The sequence below is a fragment of the Micromonospora sp. NPDC049081 genome (genome assembly GCF_040648835.1).
GTDB classification, from domain to species: domain Bacteria; phylum Actinomycetota; class Actinomycetes; order Mycobacteriales; family Micromonosporaceae; genus Micromonospora; species Micromonospora antibiotica.
Genome location: NZ_JBEZEK010000033.1, coordinates 27,182 through 43,805 on the forward strand (window position 1 = coordinate 27,182; position 16,624 = coordinate 43,805).

The 16,624-nt window shown below is 72.0% G+C and carries 13 protein-coding genes; 3 read left to right on the forward strand and 10 right to left on the reverse strand.

The window, feature by feature from the left end; genetic code table 11:
• The first annotated feature begins 54 nt into the window (after window positions 1-54).
• Window positions 55-798: a GNAT family N-acetyltransferase gene (locus AB0B63_RS29525; protein WP_357024684.1), complete on the forward strand. Its 744-nt coding sequence runs from the start codon at window positions 55-57 to the stop codon at window positions 796-798.
• On the opposite strand, the gene AB0B63_RS29530 is transcribed toward AB0B63_RS29525, so the two are convergent.
• From AB0B63_RS29530 to AB0B63_RS29565, 8 genes are all read right to left on the reverse strand, one after another.
• Window positions 769-2,229 (reverse strand): MFS transporter, encoded by a 1,461-nt coding sequence (locus AB0B63_RS29530; protein WP_357024687.1) that lies wholly within the window; start codon window positions 2,227-2,229, stop codon window positions 769-771. The two genes, AB0B63_RS29525 and AB0B63_RS29530, sit on opposite strands and share 30 nt — an antisense overlap.
• Window positions 2,229-2,825, reverse strand: coding sequence for a helix-turn-helix domain-containing protein (locus tag AB0B63_RS29535; protein ID WP_219469647.1), 597 nt, complete (start codon window positions 2,823-2,825; stop codon window positions 2,229-2,231). The genes AB0B63_RS29530 and AB0B63_RS29535 overlap by 1 nt, the downstream gene beginning before the upstream one ends.
• A 105-nt stretch (window positions 2,826-2,930) precedes the next feature.
• A complete protein-coding gene (locus AB0B63_RS29540) occupies window positions 2,931-3,743 on the reverse strand; it encodes a sugar nucleotide-binding protein (RefSeq protein WP_357024691.1) in 813 nt (270 codons plus the stop codon).
• A 121-nt stretch (window positions 3,744-3,864) separates the two neighbouring features.
• Window positions 3,865-5,667, reverse strand: coding sequence for an aspartate--tRNA ligase (aspS, locus tag AB0B63_RS29545; protein WP_357024693.1), 1,803 nt, complete (start codon window positions 5,665-5,667; stop codon window positions 3,865-3,867).
• 193 nt (window positions 5,668-5,860) lie between these two features.
• Window positions 5,861-6,913 carry a S1 family peptidase gene (locus tag AB0B63_RS29550; protein ID WP_357024696.1) on the reverse strand — a complete coding sequence of 351 codons (1,053 nt, stop codon included), beginning with the start codon at window positions 6,911-6,913 and terminating at the stop codon, window positions 5,861-5,863.
• Window positions 6,914-7,922: 1,009 nt separating this feature from the next.
• Window positions 7,923-8,858, reverse strand: a complete 936-nt coding sequence (locus tag AB0B63_RS29555; RefSeq protein ID WP_208569464.1) for an acyl-ACP desaturase — start codon at window positions 8,856-8,858, stop codon at window positions 7,923-7,925.
• Between the two features lie 73 nt (window positions 8,859-8,931).
• Window positions 8,932-10,254, reverse strand: coding sequence for a histidine--tRNA ligase (gene hisS / locus AB0B63_RS29560; RefSeq protein ID WP_357024701.1), 1,323 nt, complete (start codon window positions 10,252-10,254; stop codon window positions 8,932-8,934).
• Between the two features lie 70 nt (window positions 10,255-10,324).
• Complete coding sequence (locus tag AB0B63_RS29565) at window positions 10,325-11,044, reverse strand: MBL fold metallo-hydrolase (RefSeq protein ID WP_208569462.1); 720 nt, start codon at window positions 11,042-11,044, stop codon at window positions 10,325-10,327.
• Window positions 11,045-11,303: 259 nt separating this feature from the next.
• On the opposite strand from AB0B63_RS29565, the gene AB0B63_RS29570 reads away from it, so the two are divergent.
• Window positions 11,304-12,188 (forward strand): peptidylprolyl isomerase, encoded by an 885-nt coding sequence (locus tag AB0B63_RS29570; RefSeq protein ID WP_208569461.1) that lies wholly within the window; start codon window positions 11,304-11,306, stop codon window positions 12,186-12,188.
• A 61-nt stretch (window positions 12,189-12,249) separates the two neighbouring features.
• Window positions 12,250-13,089 carry a peptidylprolyl isomerase gene (locus tag AB0B63_RS29575; RefSeq protein WP_208569460.1) on the forward strand — a complete coding sequence of 280 codons (840 nt, stop codon included), beginning with the start codon at window positions 12,250-12,252 and terminating at the stop codon, window positions 13,087-13,089.
• 164 nt (window positions 13,090-13,253) lie between these two features.
• Here AB0B63_RS29575 and AB0B63_RS29580 read toward each other — a convergent pair whose 3' ends face one another.
• Complete coding sequence (locus AB0B63_RS29580; protein WP_357024745.1) at window positions 13,254-15,686, reverse strand: bifunctional (p)ppGpp synthetase/guanosine-3',5'-bis(diphosphate) 3'-pyrophosphohydrolase; 2,433 nt, start codon at window positions 15,684-15,686, stop codon at window positions 13,254-13,256.
• Window positions 15,687-15,962: 276 nt separating this feature from the next.
• On the reverse strand, window positions 15,963-16,529 hold the full coding sequence (locus AB0B63_RS29585; protein ID WP_208569459.1) for an adenine phosphoribosyltransferase: 567 nt from the start codon (window positions 16,527-16,529) through the stop codon (window positions 15,963-15,965).
• Window positions 16,530-16,624 lie beyond the last annotated feature (95 nt).

Consider the following 16,624-nt stretch of genomic DNA (forward strand, 5'->3'; position numbering starts at 1 on the left):
GTGGAGATCGCCGTCGCCGGGGCGTCTCGCCCGGCCGGGTTCTAGGCTGCTCGCATGATCGACACCGACCGGGAACTTGCCGGCCGGGCGGCAGTCCTCGCCGCCACCGACCACCATCCGTACGTACGGCACGCGTTGCGGCGCGACGACCGGCCCCGCGGCTGGGTCCGCGACGGCGCGGTGGCCTGGGTGCTCCCGGCGGCGGAGAACGACCGGGCGGGTGGTGTGGTCGGTCCGGTCGACGCGGCGGTGGAGCTGGTCGCGGCGCTGGTCGCCGACGGGTTCGTGCGCCCGGGGCAGTACCTGCAGCTGCCCCGGGCCGACCGGAGGCTGCTGGTCGACCGGTTCGGCGCGACCCGGGTCGACGACTGGGATTTCCTCTGGACCACCGCCGCCCCGCCCCGGCAACCCGGGCAGGAGCGGGTCGTCCGCCTCGGCCCGGCGGACCACCCGGCACTGTCCGCGCTGATCGACGACGCCTTCCCCACCTCCTCGTCGCGCCCCGAGGACCCGACGGTCGTCGACTGGTACGGCAGGTGGGAGGCCGGGCGACTGGTCGCCTGTGGGGCGGACCGCAGTCGCGGCGACATCGGCTTCCTCGCCGGGCTGACCGTGGCCCGCGACCGACGGGGGCGGGGGCTGGGCGCGGCGCTGACCGCCGGGATGACCCGGGCCCTGCTCACCCGGTACGACCAGGTCGGGCTCGGCGTCTACGCCGACAACCTCGCCGCGCTGCGGCTCTACCGCCGGCTCGGCTTCACCAGCACCCTACGACGCAGCTCGGTGTGGCTCGGCTGAGGCCGCCGACCCGGCCGGCTGGGCGCCCCGGTGGTCGACCCCGGCGGGCACGGCCGGAGGTCCGGCCCCGGCGGGCACAGCGGGAAGTCCGGCCCCGGCCGGTGTGGCCGGAACGTTCCCGGGTCCGGCTTCGATCGGGACGTACCCCGGCTCGGCTTCGACCGGGACGTCGCCGGGTGGGGCTGCGGCCGGGGTGGCCCGCCGGCCGGCCCACCAGGCGGGCAGGTAGAGCGGGGCGGCCACCGCCAGCGCGACCGCGCCGACCACCATCGCCGGGCCGACCCCGTTGCGGTCGGCCAGCGCGGTGAGCAGCACCGCGCCGAGGGCGAACCCCGGTTGCCCCATCATCGAGTTGAGCGAGATGACGCTGGTCCGGTAGGGCCCGTCGACCTGCCGGTGCAGCAGCCCCAGGTGCAGCGGGTTGGACGCGCCGTGCACCGCATAGCAGGCCAGGTAGGCGACCAGCACCCCGACCGGCCCGGCGAACAGCCCCATACCGAGCACGGTGACACCCTGGAGGATGCGCAGCAGCCCGGCGGCGGGGGCGGCACCGAGCCAGCGCAGCAGCAGCGGGGTGGCCGCCGCACCGGCCGCCGAGACCAGCCAGGCCGCCGAGTTGGCTGGGCCGAGCAGTGCCGCCGCCCGCTCGGCGTCGCCGACCACGTCGGCGAGCCGGATCGGCAGCAGCGACTCGAAGGTGACCATGCCGAAACCCCAGAACAGCTCCACCGAGACCAGGGCGAGCAGCACCCGGGAGCGGCGCAACAGGCCGACGGCCCGACCCACCATCCGGGGTGCCGCCACGACCGAGGCACGCAGCGTGCCGGGGCCCCGGGCCGGGCCGGTCTCGACCAGCATGATCAGCAGGACGACCAGGGCGACGGCCTGGAGGGCGGCGGCGACCAGCACCGGCACCGTCAGGGCGCTCACCGGCCCGACCGGGCCGAGCGCGATGAGGCCGCCGCTGAGCAGCGCACCGCCGGCGATGGTGACGCCCGCGACGGTGCCGGCGAAGCCGAGGCCGGGCTCGTAGTCGGCGTCCCGGTCGGCGGCGAGCGTGGACTCGACGTACCAGGAGTCGAGCGGGCCGCTGTCGAGCGCCCGGTAGACCCCTTGCAGGGCCCAGACCAGGAAGAACAGGGCGAACGAGTCCGCCACCGCGAACAGCCCGAGCGACAGCAGGCTCACCGACCAGGCGGTGACCAGGACCACCCGGCTGCCGAGCGCGTCGGCCAGGCCACCGGTCGGCAGCTCCAGCACCAGCACGACCAGGCCCTGGGCGGTGGCGACCAGACCGATCTGGGACAGCGACAGGCCGCGTTCCTGCATCAGCAGGATCAGCACCGGAATGGTCAGGCCGGTGGGCAGCCACCGCAGGCCGTAGAGGGTGAGATAACGGAACCGGACCTGGCGTACGGTCAGCGCGGCCATCACTGCTGCTCGATCATCGGGAACGCGGCCACGAAGACGTGCACCCGTTCGGCGTCCGGCTGCGCCGGGTCCGCCTCGGTGCGGTAGCGCTCCAGCACCTGCCACAGCTCGTCCTCCAGGGCCTGGAGCCGGTCGGCGGGGAGGCTGAGGAAGGCGTCGCTCATCCCGAACGCGTCCCGCCAGGCCGGTGACCAGTCCTGCTGGACGGCGAACCAGCGTTCGGCCCGCTCAGCCAGGAGGCGCACCTGGTCGCCCTGGATCCACTCGATCGCGGCCCGGGCGTCGGGGTCGTCGTCGAAGTCGCTCGGCTCCCAGTCGGTCACCTCGTGCGCGGCCCGCCACCAGCGCTGCCGCCCGGCGCTGCGGTCCGGGTCCTCGACCACCAGCCCCACGTCGGCGAGCTGGCGCAGGTGGTAGCTGGTGGCGCCGGTGTTGGTGGCGAGCAGGCCGGCGAGGGTGGTGGCGGTGGCCGGTCCCTGCACCCGCAGCGCGCCGAGCAGCCGCAGCCGTAGCGGGTGGGCCAGGACGCGGACCTGCCGGTGGTCGATCCGGACGGAGCTGGTCGCGGGTCGCCCGCCGGTGTCGTCGTTCTCCATGCATGCACAATAACTGTGCACAGAATCTATGCACAATATTTGTGCATAGATTCTGTGCACAGCTCTCCTGTGAGGCCCGACACGGCCGACCCGACGGCCTGCTTGTCAGTCGGCGAGCAACTCGGTCACGCCGCGCAGCCGGGTCCGCAGCAGGGTGACGGCGCGGGACGAGTCGAGCCGCACGTCGGTGGGACGCCGCAGCCCGGCCGCCGTGGTCGTGACGGTCGTCATCCCGGCCGGATCGATCCCGTGCCGACGGGCCACCAGCAGTCCCAGCCCGGCCCGGCTGACCGGCTCCGGGCCGGCCACGTTGAGCGGGCCGGCGACTGTCGAGTCGGCCAGTTCCAGCACCGCGTCGGCCAGGTCACCGACGTCGACCGGGCAGCGCAACTCGTCGGTGAACAGGGTGGCCCGACCCGCCAACGCGTCCCGGCAGAGCTGGATCTGCTTGCTGCCCTCCCCCAGGATCAGCGAGGTCCGCACCAGCACCGCGCCCGGGTCGACCACCCGTACGGCGGTTTCCGCCGCCGCCTTCGCCGCACCGTAGGGATGCACCGGGGTCGGCACGTCGTCGTCGAGATAGGGGGTCGGACGGCCGGCGTGCAGCGCGTCACTGGACAGGTGCACCAACCGCGCCCCCACCTCGGCCGCCGCGTACGCGACGTGCGCCGCCCCGTCGGCGGTGACCGTCCAGTCGTCGGTGCGGTACGCGGTCGCGACGACCACGTCCGGGTGTACCTCGGCGACCAGCCGGCGCACCGCCTCCCGATCGGTCACGTCGAGCCGCCGCGCCGCCACTCCGGGCACCCCGACCGCACCCGACCAGCACGTCCCCACCACCGACCACCCGGCAGCAACCCCCCGCCGACACACCTCACCCCCGAGAAACCCACTACCCCCCACCACCAGCGCCCGCATCCCACCACTCCCCTAATAGCGATCAAGAGGTTCACGTCACCTCACGGCGTGATGATGACGTAAACCTCTTGATCAACGATCCGGGGTTAGGCCGGCCGGGCCGACCGGGGTGGGGTGGGGGTTAGACCGGGTCGGCTACCGGGGCGGCGGGGCCGGCGGTGCCGGGGGACGCGGCCGGGGGCTTGGGCTTGGCGTCGATGCCGGCCTCGGTGCGCTGCTGGGTGGTGATCGGGGTCGGGGCGCCGGTCAGCGGGTCGAAGCCGCCCCGGGTCTTGGGGAAGGCGATCACCTCGCGGATCGAGTCGGCCCCGGCCAGCAGCATGCAGACCCGGTCCCAGCCGAACGCGATGCCGCCGTGCGGCGGGGCGCCGTACTTGAACGCCTCCAGCAGGAAGCCGAACTTGTCCTGCGCCTCGGCGGGGGTGATGCCGAGCAGGTCGAAGACGCGCTGCTGCACGTCGCCCCGGTGGATACGGATCGAGCCGCCGCCGATCTCGTTGCCGTTGCAGACGATGTCGTACGCGTAGGCCAAGGCCCGGTCCGGGGCCTCCTCGAACCGGCCGACCCAGTCGGCGTTCGGCGAGGTGAACGGGTGGTGCACGGCCGTCCAGCCGCCCTCGTCCGTGCGCTCGAACATCGGCGCGTCGACCACCCAGCAGAACGCCCAGGCGCTCTCGTCGATCAGCTTGGCCCGCTTGGCGATCTCGATCCGGGCCGCGCCGAGCAGTTCCTGCGCCTCCCGGTTGTTCGTGCCGGCGGCGAAGAAGACCGCGTCGCCCGGCTTGGCCCCGACCGCGTCGGCCAGGCCACCCAGGTGCTCGGCGGAGAGGTTCTTGGCCACCGGTCCACGCGCCTCGCCGGTCTCGGCGTCCAGCACCACGTACGCCAGGCCGCGCGCGCCACGCGCCTTGGCCCAGTCCTGCCAGCCGTCCAGTTCCTTGCGGGTCTGCGCCGCACCGCCGGGCATGACCACCGCGCCGACGTAGCCGCCCGCGTCGATCGCACCGGCGAACACCCGGAACTCGGTGCCGCGCAGGTACTCGGTCAGCTCGGTCAGCTCCAGGCCGTAACGCAGGTCGGGCTTGTCGGAGCCGTACCGGGCCATCGCGTCGTGCCAGGTGATCCGGGGGATCGGCCGGGAGATCTCGTGCCCGGCCAGGTCCTTCCAGAGTGCCGCGACGATCGCCTCGCCGAGGTCGATCACGTCGTCCTCGGTGACGAAGGACATCTCGATGTCGAGCTGGGTGAACTCCGGCTGCCGGTCGGCGCGGAAGTCCTCGTCGCGGTAGCAGCGGGCGATCTGGTAGTACCGCTCCATGCCGCCGACCATGAGCAGCTGCTTGAACAGCTGCGGCGACTGCGGCAGCGCGTACCAGCTGCCGGGCTGGAGCCGCACCGGGACCAGGAAGTCGCGAGCGCCCTCGGGGGTGGACCGGGTCAGCGTCGGGGTCTCGATCTCCAGGAAGTCCCGCTCGTGCAGCACGGTGCGGGCGAGCTGGTTGGCCCGGGAGCGCAGCCGCATCGCGTTGGCCGGGCCACTGCGGCGCAGGTCCAGGTAGCGGTAGCGCAGCCGGATGTCGTCGCCCGCCTCGACCTGGTCGTCGACCGGCAGCGGCAGCGGCGCGGCCTCGGAGAGCACCTCCAGCGCGCTGGCGGTCACCTCGATCTCGCCGGTGGGCAGCTCCGGGTTCTCGTTGCCCTCGGGGCGGCGGGTCACCTCGCCGGTGACCTTGACGCAGAACTCGTTGCGCAGCGCGTGCGCGTCCTCCTCGCGGAACACCACCTGGACCACGCCGGAGCCGTCGCGCAGGTCGACGAAGATGACACCGCCGTGGTCGCGCCGGCGGGCCACCCACCCGGCGAGCGTCACCGTGGTGCCGGCGTCCGTCGCGCGCAGGCTGCCGGCGTCATGGGTACGGATCACGACTTGCGTCTCCTCATCTGCGGTACGGCTGTTCCCCCGCATTGTGTCAGCCGCCCGGTGCGCCCGGTTGCGGGGTGAGCAAGGCCGGCCCGCCCACCGGACGCGCGGAACGGGCCGCCGGTGTTCCCGACGGCCCGTTCACGCAAGGTGGATCAGCGGATCCGGTGGTGCATCAGAGGATGCGGCAGATCGGTCAGATGATGCTGACGCCGTAGACGCTCAGCGGCTCGGTGACCGGCTGGAAGTAGGTGGTGCCACCGCGGGTGCAGTTGCCGCTGCCGCCGGAGGTGAGGCCGACCGCGCTGCTGCCGCTGAACAGCGAACCGCCGCTGTCGCCCGGCTCGGCGCAGACGTTGGTCCGGATCAGGCCGGAGACCGAGCCCTCGGCGTAGTTCACGGTGGCGTTGATGGCGCTCACCGAGCCGCTCTTGAGGCCGGTGGTGCTGCCGGAGCGCTGCACGCTCTGGCCGACGTACGCGTTGGCGGCACCGGTGACGTCCCGGAAGCTGCCGTTGTAGAGGGAGACGTTGCCGGTCGCGTTGGCGGCGTTGCTGTGCCGGACGATGCCGTAGTCGTTGCCCGGGAAGCTGGTGCCGGTACGGGTACCGAGCACGCTGGTCTGGCCGGAGTTCGAGTACCAGGTCGAGCCGATGTTGGTGCAGTGCCCGGCGGTCAGGAAGAAGGTCTGACCGGCGCTGTTGCGGACGTTGAAGCCGAGCGAGCAGCGACCGCCGCCGGTGTAGATGGCCTGGCCGCCGGAGATCTTGGTGCTGAGCACGCCGGCCTCGGCCTCGATCCGGACGGTGCCACCGGTGCGCGCGGCGGCGGCCTTGACCCGCTCCAGCTTGGCGCCGGTGACGGTGCTGTCGACCGACACGACGACCTGGTTGGTGGCGGTGTCGGTCCACCACGCGGTGCCGGGGATCTTGGCCGACCGCTCCAGCTCGGCGGTGGCGGAGCGGAGCTGGGCCGCGCCCCGGGTGACCAGCTTCGGGACGGCACCGGCGGCGCGGACCTGCTTGGCGGCGGCGGTGTCGGTGACGGTGACGACCATCTTGCCGGCGGCGTCGGCGTAGGTGCCGGCGGCGCGGTCACCGAGACGCTCGGCCAGGCTGGCGGCGGCGTCGGGGGATGCGGGCGAGGCGGGGGCCGCCTGGGCGGGGGCACCCATGAGCGCGCCGGTGACCAGGGTTCCGGCCATGGCGACGGCGGCGGCGTGTCGGAGTGAGGACCTCGTGGGTCGCATGCAACAACCTCCGGAAGGGGTGACGGGCGGCGTCACAAGACGCACCCGGGGACAACCGGCCGACCTGGGGAAACCGGCCGAGAGACTGAAGTATTCACATATTTAAGATCGTTATCAAGACATGCGTTTGCCCGGATTCACCCCACCAGCGGTTATGACGGTCAGGCAACATCGTGGACACATCCATGTCAGACCCTCCGCCAGCCTGCCCCGCCCCCACAGCGGGCCGGGCCCGAAGCGGCCACCGCCGACAGCCCGAAGCGGCCACCGCCGGGGGTCCGACGCCGCGGTCCCGACCCGGTGTCGAGTGGTTCGCAGGCGGCCCGGTTGCGCGCCGCACCGGTCCCGCAGGCACCGCAGCCGATCCCGTGGACGCACCGACCGGAGCCGACCCGCCCCCGCACCGTCCGGCGAGACCGGTGGCACCGGGGTGGTCCGGCCACAGCCGGGACGGCACGGCACGACGGGGCCGCCGACCAGGACGTCTCGTGCCGGCAGGCCCGATGGCGGCGGAAAACGGCAACACTCGACACCCGTCACCGGGAGTCATCATCAGTCGACCGCGCCGCCTGACGGTCGTCCCCTTTGCTCTGCCGCCCTCACCGCGACAGTTACCTCAGGTAGCCATGCATGAGAAGACCAGCGAATCACACGCCGCAAGGAAGTGCAGCTCAGGTCGGTGGCGCTCCGAGGGCAGCAGAGCAAAGCGCGGAAGGGTAGGAGCACGAGGGAGGAGCCGTTGTCACGGCGCGTCACACCCACCGGCCTGTCACCGAAAGTCACCGACCTCGAGGAACGGACGGGGCAACCGGGTGACGCATGACGTCGGCACAACCTCGGGCGAAGCGGCGGGGGCCCGAAGAGCCGTCCCACCCGCGCGGCACGCCGACGCGCCCGCCGCACGGCACACCCGACGCGCCCGCCGCAGGGGGTGGCGACGTGGTCGCAGCACACCCCCGCGCCTGCGGGCAGGCACGGGGGTGGTGAAACGCCGGAGGGGACGGTCAGGTCAGGCGCGGGCGGCCAGCTTGGCGGCGCGCGCGTCGCGCTTCTCCTCGAACCGGGACGCGGCCTGCTCCAGGCCGTCCAGGTGGGCGGCGATCCGGTCGCGGGCGGCCTCGCCCTCGGCGTCCAGACCGACGACGTTGAACACGTCCCACTGGCGCAGCACCGGGGCCACCACGTCGTCGCGGTGCTGACGCAGGTCGTAGATGCCGGCGAGGGCGATCGTCACCGACTTGCGGGCGAAGCCCTCGATGCCCACCCCGGGCATCTGGAAGTCTGCCAGCACCTCGTCGATGGCACGCATCGTCTGGTTCGGGTCCACCTCGAGGGCCGCGCCGAGCAGGTTGCGGTAAAAGATCATGTGCAGGTTCTCGTCGGCCGCGACGCGACCCAGCAACGCCTCGCAGACCGGGTCGCCGGTGATCCGGCCGGTGTTGCGGTGCGAGATGCGGGTCGCCAACTCCTGGAACGACACGTACGCCAGCGAGCGCAGCATCGACGTGTCGTGCGAGTTGCTGTAGCCGGCGGTCATGTGCACCATCCGGGCCCGCTCCAGGGCCACCGGGTCGACCGCCCGGGACACCGTGAGGTAGTCCCGGATGGCGGTACCGTGCCGACCCTCCTCGGCGGTCCACCGACCCACCCACGTCCCCCACGCCCCGTCCGGGCCGAACAGGGTGGCGATCTGATGGTGGTACGACGGCAGGTTGTCCTCGGTGAGCAGGTTGACGATCAACGCCGTCCGGGCCACCTCGGGCAGGGTCGAGTCCCCCTCCGACCACGCCTCGCCGCCGAGCGGGCCGTCGAAGGTCCGCCCTTCGCTCCACGGCACGTACTCGTGCGGAAACCACTCCTTGGCCACCGAGAGGTGACGGTCGAGGTTCTTGGCGACCACGGGTTCGAGTTCGTGCAGCAGCGCGGTCTGGCTCAGCTCGGTCACAGGGCCCCTCCCTACGGTGGCGTAACTTACGCCACCGTAGGTCCCCGTCGGCGTACGCGCCAGTAACTGAGACTCAGCCGACCAGCGGCTTCAGGTCCGCGTGGGGCGGCGTCCACTCGGCCGGCACGGCGTTCACCTGCTCGCCCGAACGGATGTCCTTGACCTGGTCACCCTCGGCACCCCGGAACCACACGTACGGGATACCACGCCGCTCGGCGTAGCGGATCTGCTTGCCGAACTTGGCCGCGTTCGGTGACACCTCGGTCGGGATCCCCCTCGACCGCAGCGCCTCGGCGACCGCGTTGCTGCCCGCCCGCTCCTCCTCGGCACCGACCGCGACCAGCACACAGGTCGGCACGCTGCGCGAGACCGACAGCGCCCCGGCGCCGAAGAGCAGGCCGAGCAGCCGGGTCACCCCGATCGAGATGCCGACCCCCGGGTACGACACGGCACCGGCGCTGGCCAGGTTGTCGTACCGGCCACCGGAGCAGATCGAACCGAACCGCTCGTAGCCGAGCAGCTGGGTCTCGTAGACGGTGCCCGTGTAGTAGTCCAGGCCCCGGGCGATCCGCAGGTCGGCGACGCAGAGCCCCGGCGCGTGCGCGGCAGCCGTCTCCACCACCGCGACCAGCTCCGCGATGCCCTCGTCGAGCAGCGGATCGCTCACCCCGAGGGCGCGCACCGCGTCGGCGAAGGAGGCGTCCGGGGCGGAGATCCCGGCCAGCGCCAGGCACGCCTTCGCCTGGGCCACGCTCGCCCCCGCCGTCTCGGCCAGCAGGTCGGCCACCTTGTCCGGGCCGATCTTGTCGAGCTTGTCGACCGCGCGCAGCGCCGCCTCCGGGTCGGTCAGCCCGATGCCCCGGTAGAACCCCTCACAGATCTTGCGGTTGTTCACCTGGATCAGCACCGGCGGGATCGGCAGCGACCGCAGCGCGTCCCCGATCACCAGCGGCATCTCCGCCTCGTAGTGCGCCGGCAGGGTGTCCCGGTCGACGATGTCGATGTCGGCCTGGAGGAACTCCCGGTAGCGCCCCTCCTGCGGGCGCTCACCCCGCCACACCTTCTGGATCTGATAGCGGCGGAACGGGAACTGGAGCTTGCCGGCGTTCTCCAGCACGTACCGGGCGAACGGCACGGTCAGGTCGAAGTGCAGGCCGAGCGCATCGTCACCGGCCGGACCATCCGCGTCGGCCTGCAACCGGCGCAGCAGGTAGACCTCCTTCGAGGTCTCCCCCTTACGCAGCAACTGGTCCAGTGGCTCCACCGACCGGGTCTCCAGCGGCGCGAACCCGTACAGCTCGAAGGTGTGCCGGATCCGGTCGAGGACGAACTGCTCGATCATCCGCTGCGACGTGGTCCACTCCGGGAAGCCGGACAGGGGCGTGGGCTTGCTCATGGCGTACTCCTTGCGGGTCCGCGCCGGGCGCGGTGAGAGCGAAAGGTCCGCGCGCGGCGCGGAGGAGAAGCTAGAGGCCGCGGGTGGGCGCGGCCGGACGTGCGCCACCGGGGCCCGCCACGTCGACCAGGTACGGGTTGCGCACCCGCTCGCGGCCGATGGTGGTCCTCGGGCCGTGGCCGGGCAGCACGACCGTGTCGTCGGCCAACGGGAGGACCTTCTCCCGCAGGCTGGCCAGCATCCGGGGCATGCTGCCGCCGGGCAGGTCGGTGCGACCGATCGAGCCGGCGAAGAGCACGTCACCGGAGAGGCAGAGCTGGTCGGCCTCCCAGGGCGAGCCGGTGCCGGGCAGCCGGAACAGCACCGACCCGCCGGTATGGCCCGGCGCGTGGTCGACGGTGATCTCCAGGCCGGCCAGCGCCAGCGTCGCCCCGTCGGTCAGCTCCGCGACGTCGTCCGGCTCGGTGTACGGCAGCCGGCCGCCGAACAGCGCGGTGAGGTCCATCGACAGCGCCTTGGTCGGGTCGGCCAGCAGCTCCCGGTCCTCCGGGTGGACGTACGCCGGGATGCCGCGCGCACCGCAGACCGGGGCGACGGAGAAGGTGTGGTCGAGATGGCCGTGGGTGAGCAGCACGGCGGCCGGGTGCAGGCGGTGCTCGGCGAGTACGGCGTCGAGCCGGTCGAGCACCCCGATACCGGGGTCGACCACCACGCACTGCTCCCCCGGCGCGGTCGCCACCACGTAGCAGTTGGTGCCGAAGGCGTCCGCGGGAAAGCCGGCCACGAGCACGTCCGCTCCCCTTTCGTTCGAGTCGTCCGTCTCCTGGGCAGCCTAGTCGTCGGCGCGATCCGATATCCGCGCCCACCCGCACCACGGGCCCCGTACGGCACAGTGACGCACTTTGATAAACCCAGGCCGGCCCTCGTACACCACTTTCACAGCGGGTACCCGTACACTCTGGCGGGCGTGTGGCGTGGCGCACCTGCGGACATCGTGGCGCGTACGGCCCGACCGCCGGTGACGACCAGGGTAGAGGAGGGGAGCACGGGTGGCTTCCAGCAGGGACCGGCAGCGCAAGCTCGCGCGGGAGAAGCTCGACCGGCAGTTGGCCCGGCGGGCCGCCGCCGCCCGACGGCGTCGGCAGATCCAGGCCGGGGTCGGTGCGGCCGTGGTGCTGGTGCTGATCGTGGCCGGCGCGGCCTGGGGGCTGGGTGCCTTCGACAGCGACCCCGAGCAGAAGGCCGCCGAGGACGTCTGCCTCTGGACGCCGCAGGACGCGGCCGCCAACACCAACCTCAAGGACGTCGGCACCCCGGCCACCACCGGTCTGCCCACCACCGGGGTACGCACCATGACGATCGACACCGACCAGGGCGGCCCGGTCACCGCCGAGCTGGACCTCGCGGCGGCGCCGTGCGCCGGGGCGAGCATCGCCCACCTGGCCGGCAAGTCGTTCTACGACAACACCAAGTGCCACGAGATCACCACCGAGGGTGCGTTGCGTTGCGGCGACCCGAGCGGCACCGGGCTGGGCGGCCCCAGCTACTCGTTCTACAACGAGAACGTGCCGACCGCGCCCGAGGCGAGCCCCTCGGCCAGCCCGCCGCCCGGGCAGCCGCCGACCTACCCCAAGGGCACGGTCGCGATGATCAGCAACCCGCCGGGCGCCAACGGCAGCCAGTTCCTGCTCTTCTTCAAGGACTCCAGCCCGGCCCAGCCGGCGTACCCGATCATCGGCCGGATCACCGGCGGCCTCGACGTGGTCGAAAAGATCGGCGCCCAGCCGACCGTGGACAACGGGGCGGGCGCCAAGGTCAAGCCCAAGACCGACGTGCTGATCCGCAAGCTGACCGTCGGCGAGGCGCAGGCCGCGCCGGCTCCGGCGACCGGTTCCCCGGCCGCGTCCCCGGCGGCCAGCCCCAGCGCCGGCTGAGCCGGCCCACCACCCGTACCTGCGGCCACGCCGCGCCAGAGAAAGCCCAGGAGGAGTGACCGTGACGTCCACGAGAGAGCGGCAGCGCGCGGCGGCGCGGGCCCGACTTGAGCGGGAGATGGCCGAACGTTCGGCCAAGGCCCGCAAGCGCCGGCAGACGCAGGCGATCGTCGGGGCCGCCGCGATCCTGGTGCTCGTGGTCGCCGGCACCGTCTGGTTGGCGACCAGCCTCGGCGGTGATGACGACGACAACAAGCAGCAGACCGCCAGCACCGAGGGCTTCTCGCAGTGCACCTACAACGAGGCGCCCAAGGAGGGCCGGCCCGCGCAGATCAAGGACGTCGGGCTGCCCCCCAACCAGCAGGCCAACAAGGGCACCCAGACGCTGACCCTGGAGACCAACCTGGGTCCGATCGTCGCCAAGCTCGACCGGACCAAGGTGCCCTGCACCGCCGGCAGCTTCACCCACCTGGCCAGCAAGGGCTTCTTCGACAACACCAAGTGCCACCGGCTGGTGACCGAGGGCATCAAGGTGCTCCAGTGCGGCGACCCGAGCGCGACCGGCGCCGGCTGGCGGCAGACCGACGGCACCGGCGGGCCGAGCTACGGCATGGCCGAGGAGAACCTGCCGACCGACAAGCGGCCCCCCTACCCGGAGGGCGTCATCGCGATGGCCAACGCCGGGCAGGGCACCACCGGCAGCCAGTTCTTCATCGTCTACGGCGACTCGCAGCTCGACCCGAACTACACCGTGCTGGGCACCGTCACCTCCGGCATGGACCTGGTCAAGCAGGTCGGGGCGGCCGGTGACGACAAGGCCTACGCGCAGCAGGCCGGGGGTGGCCACCCCAAGAAGGAGGTCACCATCACCAAGCTGACCATGAGCGACATCGAGGGCTGACCCCTCGGGTACGACGAAGCGCCCGCCGGCTGAGCCGGCGGGCGCTTTCGTGACCCTGGTGTCCGGAACCCTCCCGGGGGCGCCTCCGGACGGCTCCCGGACGGTCGGGTGGGCCGCCGGCCCGGCGGTCGGGTGAGCCGCCGGGCGGAGGTTCCCCAGGCCCGTCAGGCGCCGGAGGTGACCCGGTAGGCGTCGAAGACCCCGTCGACCTTGCGGACGGCGGCCAGCAGGTGCCCCAGGTGCTTCGGGTCGGCCATCTCGAAGCTGAACCGGCTCACCGCCACCCGGTCCCGGGTGGTGGTGACCGTCGCCGACAGGATGTTGACCCGCTCCTCGGAGAGCACCCGGGTGACGTCGGCCAGCAGTTTGTGCCGGTCGAGTGCCTCCACCTGGATGGCCACCAGGAACGTGGAGGCGGAGGTGAGCTTCCAGCTGACCTCCACCACCCGCTCGGCCTGGGCCCGCAGGTCCTCGGCGTTGGCGCAGTCGTCACGGTGCACGCTGACCCCGCCGGAACGGGTGACGAACCCGAAGACCGAATCCGGGGGCACCGGCGTGCAGCACCGGGCCAGCTTGATCCAGACGTCGCTGACGCCCCGCACCACCACCCCGGGGTCGCTGCTGTTCTGCCGGCTGTGCGGCGGACGGGTGGCGACGGCGGTCTCGGCGATGTCCTCCGCCGCGCCCTCCTCACCGCCGTACGCGGCCATCAGCTTCTGCACCACCGACTGCGCCGACACCTGGCTGTCGCCGACCGCCGCGTAGAGCGACGCGACGTCGGCGAGGTGCAGGTCCCGGGCGATCGCCATCAACGCGTCGGAGGTGAGCATCCGCTGCAACGGCATGCCCTGCTTGCGCATCGCCTTGACGATCGAGTCCTTACCGGCCTCGATCGCCTCCTCACGCCGCTCCTTGTTGAAGTACTGGCGGATCTTGGTGCGCGCCCGGGGGCTCTTGACGAAGCTCAGCCAGTCCTGCGTCGGACCGGCCGTGTCGGACTTCGAGGTGAAGATCTCGATCACGTCGCCGTTGGACAGCGCCGACTCCAACGGCACCAGCTTGCCGTTGACCCGTGCCCCGATGCACTTGTGCCCGACCTCGGTGTGCACCGCGTACGCGAAGTCCACCGGCGTCGACCCGGTCGGCAGCGGGATGACGTCCCCCTTGGGGGTGAAGACGTACACCTCCTGGCTGGACAGGTCGAAGCGCAACGCGTCGAGGAACTCCGACGGGTCGGCGGCCTCCCGCTGCCAGTCCAGCAGCTGCCGCAGCCAGGTCATCTCGTCGATGTGCGCGGGCGGGCCGACGATCTGGGTGCCCTTGTGCTCCTTGTACTTCCAGTGCGCGGCGATACCGAACTCGGCGGTGCGGTGCATCGCGTAGGTGCGGATCTGCATCTCCACCGGCTTGCCGGTGGGCCCGATGACCGTCGTGTGCAACGACTGGTACATGTTGAACTTGGGCATCGCGATGTAGTCCTTGAACCGGCCCGGCACCGGCTGCCAGTTGGCGTGGATGACCCCCAACGCCGCGTAGCAGTCCCGCACCGTGTCGACCAGGATGCGCACCCCGACCAGGTCGTAGATGTCGTTGAAGTCCCGCCCCCGCACGATCATCTTCTGGTAGATCGAGTAGAGGTGCTTCGGCCGGCCGGTGGTCTCCGCCTTGATCTTCGCGGCCTTGAGGTCGGTGCCGACCTTCTGGGTGACCTGCTTGAGCAGCGACTCCCGCTGCGGCTGGTGCTCCCCGATCAGCCGGAGGATCTCCTCGTAGCGCTTGGGGAACAGGGTGCCGAAGGCCAGGTCCTCCAGCTCCCACTTGATCGTGTTCATACCGAGGCGGTGGGCCAGCGGCGCCAGGATCTCCAGCGTCTCCTTGGCCTTCTGCTCCCGCTTCGGGGCCGGCAGGAAGGACAGCGTCCGCATGTTGTGCAGCCGGTCGGCCAGCTTGATCACCAGGACCCGGGGGTCCTTCGCCATCGCCACGACCATCTTGCGGATCGTCTCCGCCTTGGCCGCGTCGCCCAGCTTGACCTTGTCCAGCTTCGTCACGCCGTCGACGAGCAGGGTGACCTCGGGACCGAAGTCGGTGCGCATCTGGTCGAGGGTGTACTCGGTGTCCTCGATCGTGTCGTGCAGCAGCGCCGCCACCAGCGTGGTGGTGTCCATCCCCAGGTTGCCCAGGATGGTCGCCACCGCCAGCGGGTGGGTGATGTACGGGTCACCGGACTTGCGGTACTGACCGGAGTGCCACCGCGCGGCGGTGTCGAAGGCGCGCTGGAGCAGCCGGGCATCCGCCTTGGGATGGTTTTCCCGGTGGCTGGCGATCAGCGGTTCGAGCACCTCGCTGACCTGGGAACTCTGCCAGGGGGCGTTGAACCGGGCCAGCCGCGCCCGCACCCGACGCCCGGTCGGCGCGTTGGACAACGCGAAACCGGCGCTCGGGGACGGGTCGTCGTCGAGCGCCGCCCCGGCTGCCATGCCGTCGAGCGTGGCAGCGACGTCGTCGCCGACCCCCGCCGGGCCGACCGGTGGGTCGTTCTTCCGAGCGGTCACCGCGCCGTCAGCGTCGCCTGTCGGGTGCACCGTGCCCTCCACCGGAGGGACGACATCGTGGGACACCGGCCTCCTCACCGATCGCCGGGACCACGCCGACCGTGCGGCCGACGCCTGTCTTCCAACCGGCCGTCGCGCCGGCATGTTCCCATCGGCCGCCGTCGGGGCCGATGGCGTTACCCGCCGGCCCCCGGCCGACGCCCTGCCCGCCGCCCGGACGGGTGATCGCCCGGTCAGCAATGGGCAATGCTACCCGCACGGTAGGTGCCGTGCCGCTCCGCCGGACGGTCCGTCCCAGGTCGGCGGGACGACCGGGCGTCACACGGTCAGCAGGGCATGCACCGGACGCCCGGCGAGCCGCTCCCGCCCACCCAGGAAACCCAACTCCAGCAGTACGGTGAAGCCGGCCACCGTGCCACCGGCCCGCTCGACCAGATCGAGGGTCGCCTCGGCGGTGCCACCGGTGGCCAGCACGTCGTCGACCACCAGCACCCGGTGCCCGGCGGTGAAGGCGTCCTGGTGCACCTCGAGCGTCGCCTCGCCGTACTCCAGGGCGTAGGAGGCCGAGTACGCCGGCCGGGGCAGCTTGCCCGCCTTGCGCACCGGCACCACCCCCATCCCGGTCGCGTACGCGATCGCGGCGGCGATCACGAAACCCCGGGCCTCGATGCCGACCACGATGTCGAAGCTGTCCCGCCCGTGGTGGTCGATGATGCCGTCGATCACCTCGCGGAACACGTCGCCGTCGGCGAACAACGGCATCAGGTCCTTGAACAGGACACCGGGCTTGGGGAAGTCCGGCACGTCCAGCACCCGGCTGGCGACCAGCCGGGCGACCTGCGGGCCGCTGTCTCCCCGTACCGCGGTGCTGTGGGTCTCCGTCACGATGGTCGATTCTCCTTCGCTACGACGACGGCGTCCGCCATGCTGCTCGCACAGCATGGCGGACGCCGTCGACTCGACGTGTGGCGGGTCGCCCG

Coding starts and splice junctions, on each gene's coding strand:
- AB0B63_RS29525 (WP_357024684.1), top strand. CDS start 55: ATGATCGACACCGACCGGGAACTTGCCGGCCGGGCGGCAGTCCTCGCC.
- AB0B63_RS29530 (WP_357024687.1), bottom strand. CDS start 2,229: ATGGCCGCGCTGACCGTACGCCAGGTCCGGTTCCGTTATCTCACCCTC.
- AB0B63_RS29535 (WP_219469647.1), bottom strand. CDS start 2,825: ATGGAGAACGACGACACCGGCGGGCGACCCGCGACCAGCTCCGTCCGG.
- AB0B63_RS29540 (WP_357024691.1), bottom strand. CDS start 3,743: ATGCGGGCGCTGGTGGTGGGGGGTAGTGGGTTTCTCGGGGGTGAGGTG.
- AB0B63_RS29550 (WP_357024696.1), bottom strand. CDS start 6,913: ATGCGACCCACGAGGTCCTCACTCCGACACGCCGCCGCCGTCGCCATG.
- hisS (WP_357024701.1), bottom strand. CDS start 10,254: ATGAGCAAGCCCACGCCCCTGTCCGGCTTCCCGGAGTGGACCACGTCG.